Raw genomic sequence first — 18,449 nt, forward strand, 5'->3', positions numbered from 1 at the left:
CTTTTACTCCACAATGTACCGGCCACGTTCGGCTACGGCTGCTTTCACTAAGTCAACGAAAGCATCGATTGACATAGTGCCCAAATTTGTTCCAGAGCGGGTACGTACGTTTACTGTACCTTCTTCTACTTCACGGTCCCCAAGTACCAGTAAGTAAGGAATACGCTCTAATGTACGTTCACGAATCTTAAAGCCGATTTTCTCATTTCTCAAGTCAGAAATGGCACGAATACCGTTTTCTTTAAGTTTCTCGACGACTGACCCACATGCTTCTGCTTGTGAATCTGTAATGTTCATTACACATGCTTGGATTGGTGACAACCAAGGTGGCATGAAACCAGCATAGTGTTCAATAAGTATACCAATAAAACGTTCGAAACTGCCAAGAATTGCACGGTGCAACATTACAGGCTGATCACGATCGTTGTCTTCGGTTACATAAGAAGCGTCTAAACGTTCTGGCAAGTTGAAGTCACATTGAATTGTACCGCACTGCCATACACGGCCTAAGCAGTCTTTTAATGAGAATTCAATTTTCGGACCGTAGAATGCACCTTCACCTGGTTGAAGTTCCCACTCTAAGCCAGCAGCATCTAAAGCATCTGCCAAAGATTTTTCTGCCATGTCCCAAAGTTTGTCATCACCCACACGTTTTTCTGGACGTGTAGACAATTTCATTTGCACTTCTTCGAAGCCAAAATCTTTATAAACATCTAAAGTCAGTTTAATAAAGTCTGCAACCTCAGTACCAATTTGTTCTTTAGTACAGAAAATATGCGCATCATCTTGGGTAAAGCCACGTACACGCATAATGCCGTGCAATGAGCCCGATGGTTCGTTACGGTGACATGAACCAAACTCAGCCAAACGAACAGGAAGATCACGGTAAGATTTTAAACCTTGGTTAAATACTTGCACGTGACATGGGCAGTTCATCGGTTTTACAGCATAGTTACGATTCTCTGAATGCGTCGTAAACATGTTGTCTGCATAGTTTGCAGCATGGCCTGATTTTTCCCAAAGCGTGAAATCCACCACTTGTGGTGTACGAATTTCTTCGTAGCCATTGGCTTGTTGAACTTTACGCATGTACTGCTCAAGTACTTGGTAAATAGTCCAACCGTTCGGATGCCAGAACACCATGCCCGGTGCTTCTTCTTGCATGTGGAACAAATCAAGTGCTTTACCAATTTTACGGTGATCGCGTTTTTCAGCTTCTTCAATACGTTTGATATATGCAGCAAGCTGTTTTTTGTCTGCCCACGCTGTACCGTAAATACGTTGTAGTTGTTCGTTTTTCGCATCACCACGCCAGTAAGCGCCTGACATTTTAGTCAGTTTGAATGCTTTTAAGAATTTAGTATTCGGTACGTGCGGACCACGGCACATATCCAAATAGTCTTGATGGTAGTACAAGCCCATTTCTGTTTCGTCAGGCATGTCTTCAATCAGACGTAATTTATAATCTTCGCCACGTGCAGTGAATTCTTTAATCACTTCATCACGCGGTGTCATTTTTTTAATAACGTCATAATCTTGATCGATGAGCTTTTTCATGCGCTCTTCGATGGCAGCCATATCTTCTGGTGTGAATGGTTTTTCACTGAAGATGTCGTAATAGAAGCCATCTTCGATGACTGGACCAATTACCATTTTTGCTTGTGGGAACAATTGCTTAACTGCATGACCTACAAGGTGAGCGCAAGAGTGACGAATGATATGAACACCATCTTCGTCTTTAGGCGTGATAATTTGCAAGCTTGCGTCTGCTGTAATTAAGTCAGATGCGTCAACCAATTGACCGTTTACACGACCAGCAACTGTATTTTTTGCAAGACCAGGACCGATGCTTTGAGCAACTTCCATCACAGATACGGCGTGATCAAATTCTTTTTGATCGCCATTTGGCAAAGTGATAATTGGCATAAAAAATCCTTAAGGAGTGATGCCCCGTACAATAGAGCATATCACCGCGAGATTATGATCGAGGGAAACCCTCAAAAGATAAAAACGGTGGATAAATAAAATTCGATCTAAATTTTACACGTCTTGGCCCGTTTAATAAACCGTTAATGCTGATTTATCCACAGATGTCTATATTTCCTAAAACATGTGTTCTTACAATTAGCCACTCTATAATCAAATCATTCCATATTAAGCTTAGCTTGAAAATCCAATTTTGATGGTCTTGGACATCACTTAGAGTTTTCAAAAATAATTTATCTGATTAGCAAAATTATTCACTGAATAAAATTAGGCAGGTATGATGCAAGCACATTCTTTAATTTCTTGGACAGAACTTTCCACATTAAAGCCCGCTTATGCTTTAGCGGCGAATGTCGATTTAATCGTTCTTCGCTTACCCGAAGATGACCCAGAAAATGTGGTCGTCATGTACGGTCATTGCCAGCACCGTGGTGCATTGATGGCGGATGCACATATTCAAGGTGATAAAATTGTCTGTGGCCTACATGGCTCGCACTATATTTATAAAACAGGAATTAACCCTCGTTACCTCAATAAAAACCTACAAAAGTTTAAAGCATGGGTAGAGAACGATCAGGTTTTTTGTTGATTTAGAGGAAATTACAGCTTGGGAAAAACGCAATCCGCAACAATATAAACGCGATCAATACCAAGGTTTATATGCAGATTCTGCACCTGCACCAGAAGAGCCACACAATAAATTTATTTTAGAGCTTGCGCGTAATGGCCTAAAAAACTTTGGGCATCATGGCCCGACGGCTGCGATGGGAGTCCCTTTTGATAAGCTGCCCAAATGGGAAGATATTCAACTGGTGACTGCACAGCTGTGGAAAGTGCCTCTACTTGATGATGCACCCGTTGCAACAAAAGTGGTGATTGGTCCAAATGCCAAAAAGCCCTTGGTTTTAGATATTCCACTCTTTGTGTCTGATATGAGTTTTGGCGCCTTATCACAAGAAGCAAAAACAGCACTTGCAATGGGCGCTGAGCTGGCAGGTACAGGGATTTGCTCGGGCGAAGGCGGTATGCTCGCCGATGAGCAAGCTGCCAACTCGCGCTATTTTTATGAACTAGCCTCAGGTCGTTTTGGCTATGACATTGAAAAAGTTAAAAAATGCCAAGCTTTTCATTTTAAAGGCGGGCAAGCCGCCAAAACGGGCACAGGTACATTTACCTGGTCATAAAGTAGTAGGTAAAATTGCCGAAGTGCGTAATCTACCTGAAGGCGAAGCCGCAATTTCTCCAGCGACCTTCCCTGACTGGACGGGGCTGTCTCAATATAAAGACTTTGCAAATTATATCCGCGAAGAAACTGGTGGCATTCCAATTGGCTTTAAGCTGTCTGCTCAGCATATTGAAAAAGACATCGATGCAGCCATCGCGGTTGGTGTCGATTACATTATTTTAGATGGCCGTGGTGGGGGTACAGGTGCAGCACCCACGCTGTTCCGTGACAATATCTCCGTTCCGACCATTCCAGCACTGGCAGGTGCACGTCGACACCTAGATCGCTTGGGTCGCCGAGATATCAGCTTAGTGATTACAGGTGGTTTACGTGTGCCTGCCGACTTTATTAAAGCTTTGGCTTTAGGTGCAGATGCAATTGCAGTGTCTAACTCTGCGATGCAAGCCATTGGCTGTTTGGGTATGCGCGCATGTCAATCCAATGATTGCTCAGTCGGTATTGCCACACAGCAAGATCATTTACGTGCACGACTTGAAATTGAAAAATCTGCACAGCAATTGGCAAATTTCTTTCATGCATCTATTGAACTCATGCAAGTCATGGCGCGGGCATGTGGCCATCATCATCTAAATCAATTTTGTAAAGATGACCTCACTACATGGAAAAAAGAAATGTCTGAACTGACTGGCATTCATTATGGCGGGTTTCAGAATTAAAAACATCGCGATGAACATGCTGTAAAAGCAATACTTAAAATGCCAAAACAGATGGTGCACACTTAGTCTCTAAATGTGCACCACGTGGCATGTAGTTGCCTATTACGAATTACACACAGTGCCGCAAACTGCGCGATGATCGCCTCACTTTGACTGGGGCGAATAAACACATAATCATCGACCTGTATTTGGCAGCCTGAAGGTAGTTGCAACATTTCCTGATTGCTACTTCGACCATATAAACTATGTGGTTTTGCACCCAATGGGTACTCACATTTCCCCCGCCAATATCCGCCGTAAATAAATACCGCCTGTTGTTTGCGAAATACGCGTGACAAGAATGATAGTTCAGGTAATTGCACGTGAGGAATCACTTTTAAAACTGGTGCTGCAATCCACAGCGCAGGACGAAATGCCTTTAATGAACTTAACTCAAAATCCAGCGGTTTGACTAAAGCAGATCCCACCGCCAAATCATTACAAACCGTAGCTTGCTGATGTAAGCCAAAGCTGGCACTGCCTGCACCATTCAAGCACACGTCCTTTAATTCAGCTTCAGAAAAATACTGGCGTAGGCATTGTATAAAAAACTGATACCGTTGCTGTGTACGTTGAAAAATAGCTTCTGGCTTAAACCAAGGCTGAGGCAACTTGCTCACATGCGCATCGTAGCCCATTAAGCCGCTGAGCTTCAAATACGGCGCATTCGCCTGAATCAATGCCAATGCCTGTGCAAAGTTGGTTTCGTCTGCAAAGCCACCTCGGTGCAAGCCTATATCAATTTCCAAACTTACCCTAAGTTGAATCTGTCTTGACTGCGCAAACTGCAAATATTGGTTTAAGCGCTCAACTGAGTCGATGAGCCATTGTATATTTTGCGATTCAAAAAGCTGTTGATCCGATCTTTGTAAAGCTTGGATCGGCATAGGCTTGCCCAATAAAATATCACCCTGCGGAAATAGAGTTTGAATCTGTTTTAAATGTGGAAAATGGAACAGCATAAAGCGTTGGCTCGGCAATCGCTGGCTAATGTATTGCAACAACTCAGGACTTGCCAAAGACTTAACAACAATGCGCATCTGACATTGAGCATTCAATTGAGCTTGTAATGCAGCAAGGTTAGCATCTAAACGATCGAGATCTAACAGCAACTGTGCTTGCCCCGTTCCTGCTTGTATCAACTCACGATTCAGTGCTTCAAAGTACGCAACAGACATATCAATCACTACGTCCCCAAAATAAATGTTCCAGATGCGAATTGATCCACTTTTTCTCAGGATCTAACTGTTGCCGCAAATGCATAAAATCATCCCATTTCGGATACAAGGTACTTAACACATCTCCTCCTAGCGTGTGCAATTTCCCCCAATGTGGTCGTCCACCATATTTTTGAAAGATTGGCTCTGCCAATTTAAAAATACTGACATAATCTTGCCGATAGTACTGATGTATCGAAATTGAAATCGAGTCCTGCTGATAAAATGGGCTCAGCCAAATGTCATCGGCTTTGACATAACGAAATTCAATTGGAAAAAACATCGGGACTTTGTGCTTTTTTAAACAGTACATTAGCTCTTCTAAGCAAGCGAGTCCTTCTTTAACTGGCAACTGATATTCCATTTCGTTAAAGCGTGTTTCACGTACAGCGGGAAAGATCCGACTGGACCAATCAATTGCGGTACTCGGTCGTACCAATAGACTCACCAATTTCTGCAATGCTGGATTTAAAACAGGACATGACTTGGTGAGTTCAGAACAGATTCGTAAAAATACATCTTCATCTAAAATTTGTTCTGTTTTTGGTTGTACGGGTTCATTGGTTTCGTCTAAAGTTTTTAAAATGACATTCGGCGAATGAATAAATGCCCAAAACTCGATATGCCGATGTTGTGATTTCCATTGCTCAATATGTTGGAGCACTTCTGTAAATGGGCAACTGCGGATCTGCTCTTTGAGCTTATACATGGGACGATTTTGTAATTTAATTTTAGTCATGAGCCCCAAGCTTCCAAAAGCAACGCGACCTGCTTGATATATCTCACGATGGTGCAATGTATCACACCAAATTAAATCGCCATCTGCCGTAATCAACTCAAAGCCTTCTACATAGGCAGATAGACATTGCAAATCGATCCCCGTGCCATGCGTTCCTGTCGCAATTGCACCCGCCAATGTCTTTTGATCTATATCCCCCTGATTCATGAGCGCCTGATTATAGGCAGCCAGTTTTTCACCTAAATCATATAAATGCGTACCTGCCTGCACCACACTTTGGCAATGCTGATCATCATGTGAGACCACACCTTTAAAGTAATCTAGGCTCAAAAGTACGTCATTGGTTTGGGCCAAGCCACTAAATGAATGCCCTGCACCGATCACTCGAATTTTGGGGTGTGTACGTATCACATTTTGTAATACCTCTAAGCTGTTCGGACGCAGTACTTTTGGATAGGCTTGTTGCGAACCTGACCAGTTCGACCAAAACTCGGATTGCATATTTATCATTGTTATATCCTCAGTCTGTGCGCTAAGCACAATGCTGAATTGCTCTTCTTATTTTTTTAAAGTGTGCAATGCAATATTGACCCTTCCTATATGTATATGGCTCAATTTATAAACAAAAGTCAATCTACTTTAAGTTCTTGCTTAGCTATAAAAACGAAAAAGGCACAGCTATGCTGTTATTGAACGCTACCTTGTTGAATATGCTTCATTAAAAATCTCACACACAGGTATGCTCTTTCTCATGCTTCAGGACCCCAAAAGCTGTCTAAATCACCTCATCTATCTATACCCAAAAAAAGATCAATGCACTCGACTTTAAGCATACAATAGAGTAAATACTCGACTAAAGAATAAATGCAACAATCCACAATTCTGAATATTGTGTAAGCAGGAAATTAGAATAAATAAATTTGGAGTTTTGACATGGTCAGTCCTTATGATGAATTGCCTCGTACACCGGCAAACTTCGTTGCATTATCACCTTTGCGCTATTTAGAACGGGCTGCATATATTTATCCAGACCAAGATGCGATTATTCATGGTGATCGTCATATCAGCTGGCGTCAAACGTATCAGCGCTGTCGTCAGTTTGCCCACCAATTACAGCAATTGGGCATTCAAAAAAATGACACTGTGTCGGTTTTACTTCCAAATATTCCAGCGATGATCGAAGCACACTTTGCAGTGCCTATGGCAGGTGCGGTTTTAAATACCCTTAATACCCGCTTAGATGCAAAGACCATTGCTTTCATGCTTGAACATGCTGAAACCAAAGTTCTTTTGGTTGATCCTGAATTTACCAGCGTAGCACAAGAGGCCTTAGCCCTGATCAATAAAGAGATCTACCTTATTGATGTCGCTGATGTTGAATATGAAGGCACCAGCCAACGCATTGGTCAAATTGAATATGAAGACTGGATTGCACAAGGCAATAGCAATTTCGAATGGGACCTCCCTGGCGATGAATGGGATGCGATTAGTCTGAGTTATACCTCAGGCACCACAGGCAATCCAAAAGGCGTGGTTTATCATCACCGTGGTGCTTATATTAACGCGGCCAGCAATATCATTGCCTGTGGTATGAAGCCACGTGCGACTTACCTTTGGACGCTACCACTGTTCCATTGTAATGGCTGGTGCTTTGGCTGGACCATGGCAGCCAATGGCGGAACCAATATCTGTTTACGTAAAGTTGATCCTGAGCTAATTTTCAAATTAATCGCTGAACATAAAGTGGATTATTTCTGCGGTGCGCCAATCGTACTTTCAATGTTGATCAATACCCCAGAAGAGAAAAAGACTTCATTCGATCATCGTGTAGAAGTGATGGTGGCTGGTGCAGCACCTCCAGCAGCCATTATTGAAGGCATGCGTGGTATTGGCATCAATGTGACTCATGTTTATGGCCTTACAGAAACCTATGGTCCTTCTGCACTGTGTGCTTCACAAGCAGGCTGGTCAGAACTTTCAATTCAAGAACAAGCACAGCTACACTCGCGTCAAGGCGTGCCGTATCCACTTCAGGATGGCATGAAAGTGCTTGATCCAGAAACGATGCTCCCTGTAAAAAATGATGGCCAGACCATGGGTGAAATCATGTTCCGTGGCAACATTGTGATGAAAGGCTATTTGAAAAACCCCGAAGCTACAGCAGAAGCTTTTGCTGGTGGCTGGTTCCATACTGGTGATTTGGCAGTCTGCCAACCCGATGGCTATGCAAAAATTACCGATCGCTCTAAAGATGTGATTATTTCAGGTGGAGAAAATATTTCATCGCTTGAAGTTGAAGAAGTCCTGTACCAGCACCCAGCAGTACTCACTGCGGCTGTCGTTGCGAAACCAGATCCACGTTGGCAAGAAGTCCCTTGTGCCTTCATTGAGCTCAAGGTCGGCAAAGAAGCCACTCCTGAGGAAATTATTGAATTCTGTAAGCAACACCTTGCACGCTTTAAAGTCCCTAAAGATGTGGTGATTACAGAAATTCCAAAAACCTCGACAGGTAAGTTACAAAAATTTGTCCTTCGTGACTGGGCAAAAGAACGTGCCACAGGTGAGTTCAGCTAAGCATTCAGTTAAAACAGAAAAACGACCGCTATGGGTCGTTTTTCTTTATGCACAGATAGAATCAATAGACATACTACTCATAGATTCAAAAAAAACAGCTCTTATGAGCCGTTTTTAATTACAACATTAATTGTCTGAAATTAATGCAACTTGCTGTACATAGTTGAATAATTTGAGTCTAGACGCTGCAATTTCTTCTTCCGTTGCATTCTTTGCGATATCACGATGAACACGTAAAGCATGCTGACGTAGAGTATGGCGCTCTGTCGCATTATAAGTTTTAGAAAAGTCATTAATGACTGGATCACCATCTTTAATAATGCGATCAACCCAACGATTCAACTGCGCAGTTTTTTTCAAACCTTGCTTCGGTGTTAAATACGATAAAATGACACTTTCATCTTCATTACGCATTAACTTGCCAATACGCGAGCATTGACGGCGACGCGCTTCATGCGATGAAATTGCTTGAATATCAAGAAGCGCTTCAATCAAGCGCTCATCCACTGGAAGATTTTTGATTTGTTTAGGACTCAGCTCTGCAAGCTGTTCACCCAAAGCGGCCATACGCTGTACAGCCTTCTTTTGTTCGGTTTTGCTTGCACGTCCTTCTAGAGATTCAAAATCATCTTCAGTAAAACGAGTTGGTCGACGTGCCACGATTAATCTGCCTCATAAAATTTTGCTGCGAATAATGCTTGAATATCAGACAAAGCTTTTTCTTCATCTGCACCATCAATCACTAAGCGCAAAGTTGTGCCTTTACCAGCACCGAGCATGAGCAAAGACATAATGTTTTTTGCGTCTACTAATTTATCACCTTTACCAATCTGAATCGATGAGCGAAATTTAGTGGTGACTTCAATGAGTTTTCCAGACGCACGCGCATGTAAACCTAGTTTGTTTATTACGTCAACAGTTGTGTCTATCATGACCAGTGCTTCATTTCTCTATGTAAGACCTGAACAGACCATTTTGCCTCAAGGGCTCTCTTGAGTCTATCCACAATATAAACCGAACGATGTTGTCCACCCGTACAACCGATAGAAACCGTCATATAATGGCGGTGTCCTTCTGCAAAAGCAGGCAACCACTTTTCTAAAAATTGATAAATATCAGTAAACATTTCATTGGTTTGTGCACTGCTTTCTAAGAATTTTTGTACAGGTACATCTAAACCAGAAAATTTTCTTAACTCTAAATCCCAATGCGGGTTAGGTAAATGCCGAACATCAAACACATAGTCCGCATCTAAAGGGATGCCATGTTTAAAACCAAAAGACTGTAAAATAACAATTAATTGGTCAGCTTGCCCTAATTTAGATAAAAGCACATGCTTTAAATCATGTACGCTTTTATCTGTGGTGTCGATATGTACTGTCGCACGAAATTGAATCGGCAACAACAAATCTTTTTCTTGTTGAATACATTCATTCAAACTATTAAAACGGCTGGATAATGGATGAGGACGACGCGATGCACTAAAGCGTGCTATCAGTTCCTGATCACGCGTAGTCAAATAAATCACATCCACGGCACCATGCTTTTGCAATAATGAAAAAACATGGTCAAACTCTTGCATATCTTGGCGTGTACTTCGAACATCCACCCCTAAGGCCAGTTGCTCGAGATTATTTTCCTGATCTAATTTTTCAACAATTTCAGGCAACAGCGCGAGAGGCAAATTATCAATACAGTAATACCCCAAATCTTCCAGCACCTGCAAAGCAGATGACTTTCCTGATCCTGACTGGCCTGTAACGATTAAAATTCGTTTCATCGCGCGTGCTGTCCTTTCATGCAAATTAAGATGCAGTAAACTTAACCTGTAAATTATCAATTAAGCGTGTTTTGCCAATTTTGGCTGCTACAAACAAGACGACGTCTTGATTAAAGCTATCGACTTTTTGAAGTTCTGGGCTACGTGCTTCCACATAATCCACCACAAAACCAGCATCCGTTAATGTTGCTCGAATTGTATTTAAAGCATCTGACAACGCAGTGCCTGACGTGAGTTGTTGTGCTGCCGTTTGTAAGCTTTGGTAAATAACTGGAGCAATTTCACGGTGCTCAGGGCTTAAGTAACCATTACGTGAGCTGAGTGCCAAACCATCTGCAGCGCGTGTAATCGGCACACCAATCACTTCTAAAGGAATATTTAAATCACGCACAAACTGACGAATCACAGCCAGTTGTTGATAGTCTTTTTGACCAAAAAATGCAAAATTGGGTTGCACCATGTTAAAGAGTTTGGTCACAACTACTGCAACACCATCAAAATGACCTGGGCGCTGTGCACCACATAAATCATCTGTAATGTTATTCACTGAAATATTGGTTAGACGCGGTTGATTGCCATACATTTGCTCTACAGTTGGCGCAAAAACGATGTCACAACCCACATCAGCTAAAAGTTGCTGATCGCGTTCTAAAGTACGTGGATAATTATCAAAATCTTCATTTGGCCCAAACTGAATTGGGTTGACAAAGATACTCACCACCACCACATCACAGAGTTTACGCGCTTCACGTACAAGGTTTAAATGCCCTTCGTGCAAATTACCCATAGTTGGAACAAAGCCAATAATTTTACGTGCTGCTTTTGCAGGACTCAGCGATGCAGTCAAGCCTTGAATCGTGGTTTCAGTTTTCATCTTTTATAACTCAATTTGGAAAGTTTGTTCTTTTGCAGGGAAAGATCCATCGAGCACTGCGGCATGGTAAGCCTTAAATGCATCTAAAATAGCCGTCTCACCTGACTGTTCTTTCATAAAGTTACGTACAAATTTCGCAACATGGCTAAATGTAAGCCCGAGCATATCTTGCTGTACCAACACTTGGCCATCCGTATCTGCCCCAGCACCAATACCAATCACAGGTGTTTGCGGGAACAATTCACTAATTTCTTTACCGACTTGTGCTGGAACGCATTCCAACAACAAAATCGCAGCGCCTGCATCAACCACAGCTTTACAGTCTGCAATAAGCTGATCTGCTGTTTCACGTGTACGGGCTTGGACTTTATAGCCACCAAATACGTGTACAGATTGAGGTGTTAAACCTAAATGCACACATACAGGAATCCCGTTACGTGTCAGCGTTGCCACAGTTTCTGCTAACCATGCCCCACCCTCAAGTTTCACCATGTGCGCACCGGCTTGCATAATGGTTTTTGAGTTTTCTAAGGCATCATTTAAAGTTGCATAACTCATAAATGGCAGATCAGTTAAAATAAAGGCATGTTGATTACCACGGCGCACTGTTGCAGTGTGGTATGCCATATCTTCAACAGTTACAGGCAAAGTCGAATCATGACCTTGAATGGTCATTCCGAGTGAATCACCTACTAAGATTGTATCAATTTCAGCAACTTCCATTGCTTTTGCCATACTTGCATCATAACAAGTTAAGCAAGAAAACTTTCGGCCTTCCGCTTTAAATTTTTTTAAGTGGCTTAGACTGATCATCTAGAATTTCCTCTTATGGCCATATTTTCAGCCAATAAAAATTTAAATTTTTGCCCAATTTCCTGCATCTAAGACAGTCAGACTGACTTGATCCAGAATGGGTAAAGTATTTAATTGTTGTCCATTTAACTGTAGATTTTCATCTAAATCGAGTAATGGAATCAGCACAAAATCACGTTCCATCACGCCTACATGAGGCACAATTAAACGCGGATGTTGAATATTTTGTTGGCCATAAATCAACAAATCTAGGTCAAGTGTACGCTCGCCCCAACGGCGTAGACGTACGCGACCAGACTCTTGTTCAAAGCGCTGTAATTCATCAAGTAATGCCAATGGTTCTAAATCGGTTTGCAATTGCACTACAGCATTTAAATAATTCGGTTGATCCTGCGGACCCATGGGCGGACTTTGGTACAGTTTAGAGACTTTAACCGTACCTAGTGTCGACAATTTATGCACAGCTTCGGTCAAAATTTGCAGAGAATCCCCCAAATTACTGCCTAAGCCAATATAGGTAATCACGCTCATTGCGTTGGTCCAAAAATCACCGTGCTCAAATCTCGTTTTACACGCTTACGTTTTAGAATTGGGTGATCTGCCGTAATTTGATCATTCCCCCCATTCACCGCCTGTGCTTTAAAGTCAGCTTGTTGCTTGGCTTTACGCGCACGACGACTACGAGGTTCTGGCTCATTCACCAAAGGTTCAATCTCAGCTTGTTGAACTTGATGTAATGGCTTAATGTCTTCTTGAGTAGCACCTTTACGGCGCCCTTTCGCACGTTGGCGATTGTAGTCCGCAATCGCACGTTCTTTTTCATCTGTGCTAAGTGTTTGGTAAGTATCCCACCACACACCCATGCCTTGAGTCGTTTGATCACCCGATTTTTCACGTAGCAATAAAAAGTCAAAACCCGCACGGAAACGTGCATGTCCAGACAATGCTTCAATTTGCTGCGGTTTTGGATTAAGCAAACGCGTCTGCATCTCCCAAACTTCACGAATAAAAGTTTCTGCAAAACGTGGAATAACAGTACGTGTCGCTTGACGTTTAAGCACATCTAAACCAGCCTGAGCACGAGCTTCAGCAACAACTACGCCTTTTTTCGCATAAAACTCACAACGCTCAAGGAAAGGCTTCCACAGCAACACTGCATAGAAAAATGCAGGATTGATGGTCTTACCAATTGAGATACGCTGGTCTGTGTTTTTGGCTGCGCGCTCGATAAATGGCGTGATATTTGGCTGGATATCCGCAAATAACTGATGCCAGATCTCGAATTCTATCAGCATTGGCATGACACGGTTTAAGTGTCCCATCGTGAAGAGTTTCTGGGACTCATCGTATAAACGATGTGGAGACACATCACGGAGTAATTGCGCAGTTTCAGGTGTAAAGACATCCAAAATGCTTTGATCGATAGAGAAGTTTAATTTCGCTGCAAAACGCAATGTGCGTAACATACGCACAGGATCTTCTTCAAAACGAAGCATTGGATCGCCCAATAAACTTAACTTTTTCGCTTTGATGTCTTCATAGGCATTACAAAAATCGAGCACGATACCTTTGCGTGGCTGGTAATACATGGCATTAATTGAAAAATCACGTCGTGCAAAATCTTGCTCAATGGTTCCCCAGTTATTGTCACGTAAAATCATGCCTGCAGCAGAAGTTACTGCTTTTTTCGGAGGTGCACGAAAAGTAGCAACTTCAATGAGTTCACGACCTGAATAGACATGTGCCAACTCAAAGCGACGTCCGATAATCCGACAACGTCGTCCGAAGACTTCTTTAACTTGTGATGGTGTGGCATTCGTCACCGCATCAAAATCCTTAGGATTCAGACCCAGCATTAAATCACGTACACCACCGCCGACGATATAAGCTTCATAGCCTGCCTTAGTTAAGGCATCAATCACATCTAATATGGAAGAAGGTAATTGTGCGGTAGATAAACCGCATTTGGACGCGCGCAAAGTTTGCAAAAGACGCTGTCTCCTACGTCTGGACGTAAAAATTTTAAGATGCCGTAATCATATCTCTAACACAATCAAAGGGCAATTTGATTCTATCAATCCAACCGTATTGCCTAGATTGGAATTTTCTACAATTGTAATATTTACAAACTTAAGCGCGCTCTATTTTTGGCATACAAAGCAGGCCCTATACCTTTGACTTGTTGGATTTCTTCAATGCTTTTGAACTTCCCGTTTTGGCTCCGATACGCAATGATTGCCTCAGCTTTTTTCTGACCAATACCGTGTAATTGTTGTAACTGCTCACTATTCGCAGTGTTTAAACTCACTTTGGCGCCTGAAGTATTCGCATGTAACGTAGGTTTAGCCAAATAATGCTGTGCCGTAGCATCTGGGGTTTTCAAGCGCTGATCATGTGCCTGTTGCGTCGCTTTCCACTGCGTGTAGTCTGCAGTTTCAGCTTTAGCCCAAGACATGCTCAGTGTCATCAAAATCATTAACCAAAGAAGAAGCTGTGCTTTATTCAATCCGCCCTGTTTCATGCTGTGCCTGCTGTTTTAAGTGTTGTTTTGCCTGTTCCCACAGCTGATCCATTTCAGCCAGTGACAGGTCTTCTATATTGTTATTGTGTAATGCAACCTGTGATTCTATATATGCAAAGCGTGAGCGAAATTTTTGAATCGTGCCCAACAATGCAATCTCACTAGAGATGCCTAGTTTACGACCAACATTCACCAGTGAAAATAAGCAATCGCCAAATTCATCTATAATTTCATCGGAATTTTGCGAAGCCAAAGCCTCTTGAAATTCTGCCAATTCTTCTTCGACCTTGCCATACGCCTCTTGCACATCTGGAAAATCGAACCCTATTTTGGCAACTTTTTTTTGGATCTCTTCTGCTTGATTCAATGCAGGGCCAGGTTTAATTGCATCTAAGCGGGATGCACTTTTTCCAGCACGTTCCTCTGCTTTAATTTTTTGCCAAAGCTTGGCAACATCGTCCGCATTGAGCTGGCTAAATTGCTCGGCTTGAAACACATGCGGATGACGACGAATTAATTTTTCTGAAATCGCATTCACGACATCATCAAAGGTGAAAGCCCCCATTTCACTATACATTTGCGATTGAAACACCACCTGTAAGAGCAAATCACCAAGTTCATTTTTGATCTCATCAATATGACCTTCACGAATTGCCGCTTCAACTTCGTATGCTTCTTCAATGGCATATTGAGTGAGGCTTTGTGGCGTTTGTTGTTGATCCCAAGGGCACTTCATCCGTAGCTCTTGCATAATATTCAATAAACGTTCCACATTTCACCTCAGTGTTTTTCATGTTGCTCAAGATTTCCTCATTTTATTTTGTTATGCTCAAAATCGCATAGGGAAAATAAGGAGAATCATAAAAGTGCAAAGTATATTTATTAGTGGGGCAGCACAAGGCATTGGTGCAGCAACCGCACAATTATTTTATCAACAGGGCTATAAAGTCGGTATTTACGACATTAACGTCGTACAAGCTCAACAACTGGCTCAGCAACTTGGCCCCCATGCCAAAGCAGGCTTACTCGATGTCAGCAATGCTCAACACTGGGAAAATGCGCTCGCAGAATTTAGCACTTGGGCAGGTGAGCTCAATATCTTGGTCAATAATGCAGGAATTCTCTACTCTGGCCCCTTTGAAGAGACTGAACTCAGTACTCACCTTAAAACCGTCGACATTAATATTAAGGGCGTTTTGACGGGTTGCTATTTAGCATTGCCCTATTTACGCCAAGCATCTTTTGCACGTGTGATTAATCTATCTTCTGCTTCTGCCATTTATGGTCAACCCGATTTAGTCAGCTATGCCGCATCTAAATTTGCAGTCCGAGGCCTGACCGAGGGTCTAGATATTGAATGGCAAAAATACGGGATTCGCGTGTTCGATATTATGCCTTTATTTGTACAAACCAATATGGTGAAAAACATGAATGCAGGGAGTATTCACAATATGGGGGTACACTTAAGTGCTACAGATGTTGCACGGCAAATACTACACACAGTCCAATTAAAAGATACGCCTTTTACCGTCACGCATCATACAGTTGGCCTAAAGGCCAAAGTCCTCATGACACTCTCCAATGTAAGCCCACAGTTTGTTAATCGAATGAGCAATCTTTGGATTAGCAAAAAATAGTTAAGCAATCCACTGCACAGCATCTTGCACGTGATTCAGACTTCATTTAAACAAACTAAAGGTGCGAATGAACTGCAATCACGGGCAGGCGAAAACCCTGACAAGAACGTTCTGTACGCCAAGCCACACTAAGCATAGCTTTTCCAATCACATAACATTGATAAGCAAACACCCCAAGTTCAGGATGACTACATATTCCACTGTTTTGTGTAGCATGAGCTTGTGTGTTCAGCTCATGTAAATTCAGGCGAATGCCGAGCCCTGATGCCTTTAATACAGCCTCTTTAATGGTCCAAACCTTAAACCAATATTCCGTATCCTCTGCTAAATCGCGCCAATGTTGTATTTCTTCGGGATGAAATGCGTGTTGAGCCAAAGCAGCAAAGCGCACAACACGATCAAGGTCTTCCACATCAACCCCCAAATCTGCCACACGATGGCTCGTGGCTAAGGCATAATGTTTTTGACTGTGACTATGATTAAAATAAAATTTCGGATGTTCAAGCAAATAAGGTTTGCCATATTCAGTCCGTGCAAAATCTGTATTTTGAATAGGTTGCTCAAGCACTGCTGATAAATAACGATTGCGCATTTCGGCTGTCATTACTTTGCGATGTTGTACTTGTTGCTGACGGTTCAGCTGTAAATCTGCTAATTGTACAATCTGCTGTAGATCAATCCGAATCTGCGCCATCAAGCTGACCTCAATTTCATGTGTGTAAACCAATTTAACTCACCAATCTCTAGTCTAGCCCAAAGCGCAAAAAGCCTGCAATTGCAGGCTTTTTGAGATCAACGAATTAACGTTTAAATTTCTTTTCAGCTTTCTTAAACTTCTGAACATAACGGCGTTTACGTGCCAAAGTACGTTCATCCACTTGAGATTTACGACCTTCAAATGGGTTTTCAGAGGTTTTAAATTCGATCTTCACTGGCGTACCTTCAAGCTTGTACACTTTACGGAACACGTTTTCTAAGTAACGACGGTAATCCGCAGGTGTTTTATCCACTTTGTTACCATGGATCACAATCGTTGGTGGGTTTTGACCGCCAATATGCGCATAACGCATTTTGATTGCACGACCTTGCACTTTCGGTGGATGGTGCGCATCTGTCGCATCATTCAAAATTTGGGTGATTTTTGCTGGTGAAACCTTCAAACGTGATGAATCATACGCACGGTGAATTGAAGGATAAAGATCGCCAACACCTGTACCATGCAAAGCAGAAATCAAATGAATTTTTGCCCATGGAATAAAGTCAAAACGACGCTCAACATCAAGTTTACATTGCTTACGATCATATTCAGACATATTGTCCCATTTATTAATCGCAATCACCATCGCACGACCCGCTTCAATGGCATAGCCAATCAAGTGTAAGTCTTGCTCAACAATCCCTTCACGCGCATCGACCACTACCACAATCACGTTGGCATCTTTCATCGCTTGTAAAGTTTTAACAATTGAGAACTTCTCAATCATTTCATCCACTTTACCTTTACGACGTACACCAGCAGTATCGATTAATGTGTATTTACGGCCATCACGTTCAAAAGGAATATAAATCGAGTCACGCGTTGTACCTGGTTGGTCAAATGCAACAACACGATCTTCACCCAATAAACGGTTTACTAGCGTAGATTTACCCACGTTTGGACGACCAATGATCGCAAGGCGTAAGCCTGTATCTTTGTCATGTTCTGCAGCATCTTCATCTTCAGGTACGTCTGTAAGGACTTCCTCAAGCATTTGTTGTACGCCACGGCCATGGCTGGCTGCAACCTGCAAAGGCTCACCCATACCTAACTTGTAAAATTCAACAAGTGCGGCTTCAGCATGTACACCATCAACTTTGTTAGCAACAAGATAAACTTTTTTACCTAATGTACGTAGCTCACGAGCAATCTGTTCATCAGATGCCAACAGTCCCGCACGAGCATCGACCACAAAAATGATCATATCTGCTTCGTTGATTGCAGTTTTTGACTGCTCAGCCATGTATGAGTCAATACCACCTTCATTTTCGCCAATACCACCAGTATCAACAACAATGAATGATTTATTTTGATACGTTGCATCACCATATTTACGGTCACGTGTAAGACCTGCAAAATCGGCAACAAGTGCATCACGGCTCTTAGTAATCTGGTTAAACAACGTTGATTTTCCGACGTTCGGACGACCAATGAGCGCAATTACGGGTTTCATAGATTAACCTTTATTCAAGATCAGCCAGCTAGGTCTGGTCTGAACATCAGAAAGTTTGGGAAGAATAAGAATTGGATTTAGGCCCAAAAATAAATAAAAACACGGGGTATTGAATAACAATCACCCCGCGTTCAAAAATACGGTTGGCTTATTTTAG

At 42.2% G+C, this 18,449-nt stretch carries 19 protein-coding genes; 5 read left to right on the forward strand and 14 right to left on the reverse strand.

Features of this window, described 5'->3' with window-relative positions:
• Nucleotides 1-3 precede the first annotated feature (3 nt).
• Complete coding sequence (gene thrS / locus EXE29_RS06620; RefSeq protein ID WP_120364267.1) at nt 4-1,926, reverse strand: threonine--tRNA ligase; 1,923 nt, start codon at nt 1,924-1,926, stop codon at nt 4-6.
• A 340-nt stretch (nt 1,927-2,266) separates the two neighbouring features.
• On the opposite strand from thrS, the gene EXE29_RS17620 reads away from it, so the two are divergent.
• The 3 genes from EXE29_RS17620 (at nt 2,267) to EXE29_RS17630 (ending at nt 3,888) form a co-directional block, all read left to right on the forward strand.
• Complete coding sequence (locus EXE29_RS17620; RefSeq protein ID WP_213072629.1) at nt 2,267-2,575, forward strand: Rieske (2Fe-2S) protein; 309 nt, start codon at nt 2,267-2,269, stop codon at nt 2,573-2,575.
• 175 nt (nt 2,576-2,750) lie between these two features.
• Nucleotides 2,751-3,170, forward strand: coding sequence for a glutamate synthase-related protein (locus EXE29_RS17625; protein WP_213072628.1), 420 nt, complete (start codon nt 2,751-2,753; stop codon nt 3,168-3,170).
• On the forward strand, nt 3,085-3,888 hold the full coding sequence (locus EXE29_RS17630; protein ID WP_213072339.1) for an FMN-binding glutamate synthase family protein: 804 nt from the start codon (nt 3,085-3,087) through the stop codon (nt 3,886-3,888). The genes EXE29_RS17625 and EXE29_RS17630 overlap by 86 nt, the downstream gene beginning before the upstream one ends.
• A 62-nt stretch (nt 3,889-3,950) precedes the next feature.
• Here the strand turns inward: EXE29_RS17630 and EXE29_RS06630 are convergent, their stop codons facing one another.
• Together EXE29_RS06630 and EXE29_RS06635 are read right to left on the reverse strand one after the other, a co-directional pair.
• Nucleotides 3,951-5,105: an alanine racemase gene (locus EXE29_RS06630; RefSeq protein WP_120364280.1), complete on the reverse strand. Its 1,155-nt coding sequence runs from the start codon at nt 5,103-5,105 to the stop codon at nt 3,951-3,953.
• A 1-nt stretch (nt 5,106) separates the two neighbouring features.
• A complete protein-coding gene (locus EXE29_RS06635) occupies nt 5,107-6,393 on the reverse strand; it encodes a D-arabinono-1,4-lactone oxidase (protein ID WP_120364266.1) in 1,287 nt (428 codons plus the stop codon).
• A gap of 423 nt (nt 6,394-6,816) precedes the next feature.
• Here EXE29_RS06635 and EXE29_RS06640 point away from each other — a divergent pair, with 423 nt between their 5' ends.
• The gene (locus EXE29_RS06640) at nt 6,817-8,457 is read left to right on the forward strand and encodes an acyl-CoA synthetase (RefSeq protein ID WP_120364265.1); all 1,641 of its coding nucleotides are present in this window, start codon (nt 6,817-6,819) and stop codon (nt 8,455-8,457) included.
• A gap of 126 nt (nt 8,458-8,583) precedes the next feature.
• Here the strand turns inward: EXE29_RS06640 and yjgA are convergent, their stop codons facing one another.
• From yjgA to mazG, 9 genes are all read right to left on the reverse strand, one after another.
• Entirely contained in the window at nt 8,584-9,117 is a 534-nt protein-coding gene (gene yjgA, locus EXE29_RS06645) for a ribosome biogenesis factor YjgA (protein ID WP_106986111.1), read from the reverse strand.
• A 2-nt stretch (nt 9,118-9,119) separates the two neighbouring features.
• On the reverse strand, nt 9,120-9,389 hold the full coding sequence (locus EXE29_RS06650) for an HPr family phosphocarrier protein (RefSeq protein WP_026438354.1): 270 nt from the start codon (nt 9,387-9,389) through the stop codon (nt 9,120-9,122).
• Nucleotides 9,386-10,237, reverse strand: a complete 852-nt coding sequence (gene rapZ / locus EXE29_RS06655) for an RNase adapter RapZ (protein ID WP_106986110.1) — start codon at nt 10,235-10,237, stop codon at nt 9,386-9,388. Before rapZ ends, EXE29_RS06650 begins: the two co-directional genes overlap by 4 nt.
• Before the next feature lie 25 nt (nt 10,238-10,262).
• On the reverse strand, nt 10,263-11,111 hold the full coding sequence (panC, locus tag EXE29_RS06660; RefSeq protein ID WP_106986109.1) for a pantoate--beta-alanine ligase: 849 nt from the start codon (nt 11,109-11,111) through the stop codon (nt 10,263-10,265).
• 3 nt (nt 11,112-11,114) lie between these two features.
• Nucleotides 11,115-11,924, reverse strand: coding sequence for a 3-methyl-2-oxobutanoate hydroxymethyltransferase (gene panB, locus EXE29_RS06665; protein WP_120364264.1), 810 nt, complete (start codon nt 11,922-11,924; stop codon nt 11,115-11,117).
• 42 nt (nt 11,925-11,966) lie between these two features.
• Nucleotides 11,967-12,455: a 2-amino-4-hydroxy-6-hydroxymethyldihydropteridine diphosphokinase gene (gene folK / locus EXE29_RS06670; protein WP_117007884.1), complete on the reverse strand. Its 489-nt coding sequence runs from the start codon at nt 12,453-12,455 to the stop codon at nt 11,967-11,969.
• Nucleotides 12,452-13,912: a polynucleotide adenylyltransferase PcnB gene (gene pcnB / locus EXE29_RS06675; protein WP_120364263.1), complete on the reverse strand. Its 1,461-nt coding sequence runs from the start codon at nt 13,910-13,912 to the stop codon at nt 12,452-12,454. Before pcnB ends, folK begins: the two co-directional genes overlap by 4 nt.
• Nucleotides 13,913-14,046: 134 nt before the next feature.
• Nucleotides 14,047-14,445 (reverse strand): ComEA family DNA-binding protein, encoded by a 399-nt coding sequence (locus EXE29_RS06680; RefSeq protein WP_106986105.1) that lies wholly within the window; start codon nt 14,443-14,445, stop codon nt 14,047-14,049.
• The gene (gene mazG, locus EXE29_RS06685) at nt 14,423-15,217 is read right to left on the reverse strand and encodes a nucleoside triphosphate pyrophosphohydrolase (protein ID WP_106986104.1); all 795 of its coding nucleotides are present in this window, start codon (nt 15,215-15,217) and stop codon (nt 14,423-14,425) included. The genes EXE29_RS06680 and mazG overlap by 23 nt, the downstream gene beginning before the upstream one ends.
• A 94-nt stretch (nt 15,218-15,311) precedes the next feature.
• On the opposite strand from mazG, the gene EXE29_RS06690 reads away from it, so the two are divergent.
• Complete coding sequence (locus tag EXE29_RS06690) at nt 15,312-16,082, forward strand: SDR family oxidoreductase (protein WP_120364262.1); 771 nt, start codon at nt 15,312-15,314, stop codon at nt 16,080-16,082.
• Nucleotides 16,083-16,137: 55 nt separating this feature from the next.
• Here EXE29_RS06690 and EXE29_RS06695 read toward each other — a convergent pair whose 3' ends face one another.
• Together EXE29_RS06695 and der are read right to left on the reverse strand one after the other, a co-directional pair.
• Nucleotides 16,138-16,776 (reverse strand): 4'-phosphopantetheinyl transferase family protein, encoded by a 639-nt coding sequence (locus EXE29_RS06695; protein WP_106986102.1) that lies wholly within the window; start codon nt 16,774-16,776, stop codon nt 16,138-16,140.
• A gap of 106 nt (nt 16,777-16,882) precedes the next feature.
• The gene (gene der, locus EXE29_RS06700) at nt 16,883-18,292 is read right to left on the reverse strand and encodes a ribosome biogenesis GTPase Der (protein WP_117007880.1); all 1,410 of its coding nucleotides are present in this window, start codon (nt 18,290-18,292) and stop codon (nt 16,883-16,885) included.
• Between the last annotated feature and the right edge of the window lie 157 nt (nt 18,293-18,449).

Source organism: Acinetobacter sp. WCHAc060006 (genome assembly GCF_004209135.1).
Classification (GTDB): Bacteria; Pseudomonadota; Gammaproteobacteria; order Pseudomonadales; family Moraxellaceae; genus Acinetobacter; species Acinetobacter cumulans.

Coding starts and splice junctions, on each gene's coding strand:
- EXE29_RS06650 (WP_026438354.1), bottom strand. CDS start 9,389: ATGATAGACACAACTGTTGACGTAATAAACAAACTAGGTTTACATGCG.
- rapZ (WP_106986110.1), bottom strand. CDS start 10,237: ATGAAACGAATTTTAATCGTTACAGGCCAGTCAGGATCAGGAAAGTCA.
- EXE29_RS17620 (WP_213072629.1), top strand. CDS start 2,267: ATGCAAGCACATTCTTTAATTTCTTGGACAGAACTTTCCACATTAAAG.
- EXE29_RS06630 (WP_120364280.1), bottom strand. CDS start 5,105: ATGTCTGTTGCGTACTTTGAAGCACTGAATCGTGAGTTGATACAAGCA.
- EXE29_RS06640 (WP_120364265.1), top strand. CDS start 6,817: ATGGTCAGTCCTTATGATGAATTGCCTCGTACACCGGCAAACTTCGTT.
- EXE29_RS06695 (WP_106986102.1), bottom strand. CDS start 16,776: ATGGCGCAGATTCGGATTGATCTACAGCAGATTGTACAATTAGCAGAT.
- panC (WP_106986109.1), bottom strand. CDS start 11,111: ATGAAAACTGAAACCACGATTCAAGGCTTGACTGCATCGCTGAGTCCT.
- folK (WP_117007884.1), bottom strand. CDS start 12,455: ATGAGCGTGATTACCTATATTGGCTTAGGCAGTAATTTGGGGGATTCT.
- panB (WP_120364264.1), bottom strand. CDS start 11,924: ATGATCAGTCTAAGCCACTTAAAAAAATTTAAAGCGGAAGGCCGAAAG.
- thrS (WP_120364267.1), bottom strand. CDS start 1,926: ATGCCAATTATCACTTTGCCAAATGGCGATCAAAAAGAATTTGATCAC.
- EXE29_RS06680 (WP_106986105.1), bottom strand. CDS start 14,445: ATGAAACAGGGCGGATTGAATAAAGCACAGCTTCTTCTTTGGTTAATG.
- EXE29_RS17625 (WP_213072628.1), top strand. CDS start 2,751: ATGGGAGTCCCTTTTGATAAGCTGCCCAAATGGGAAGATATTCAACTG.
- EXE29_RS06635 (WP_120364266.1), bottom strand. CDS start 6,393: ATGATAAATATGCAATCCGAGTTTTGGTCGAACTGGTCAGGTTCGCAA.
- der (WP_117007880.1), bottom strand. CDS start 18,292: ATGAAACCCGTAATTGCGCTCATTGGTCGTCCGAACGTCGGAAAATCA.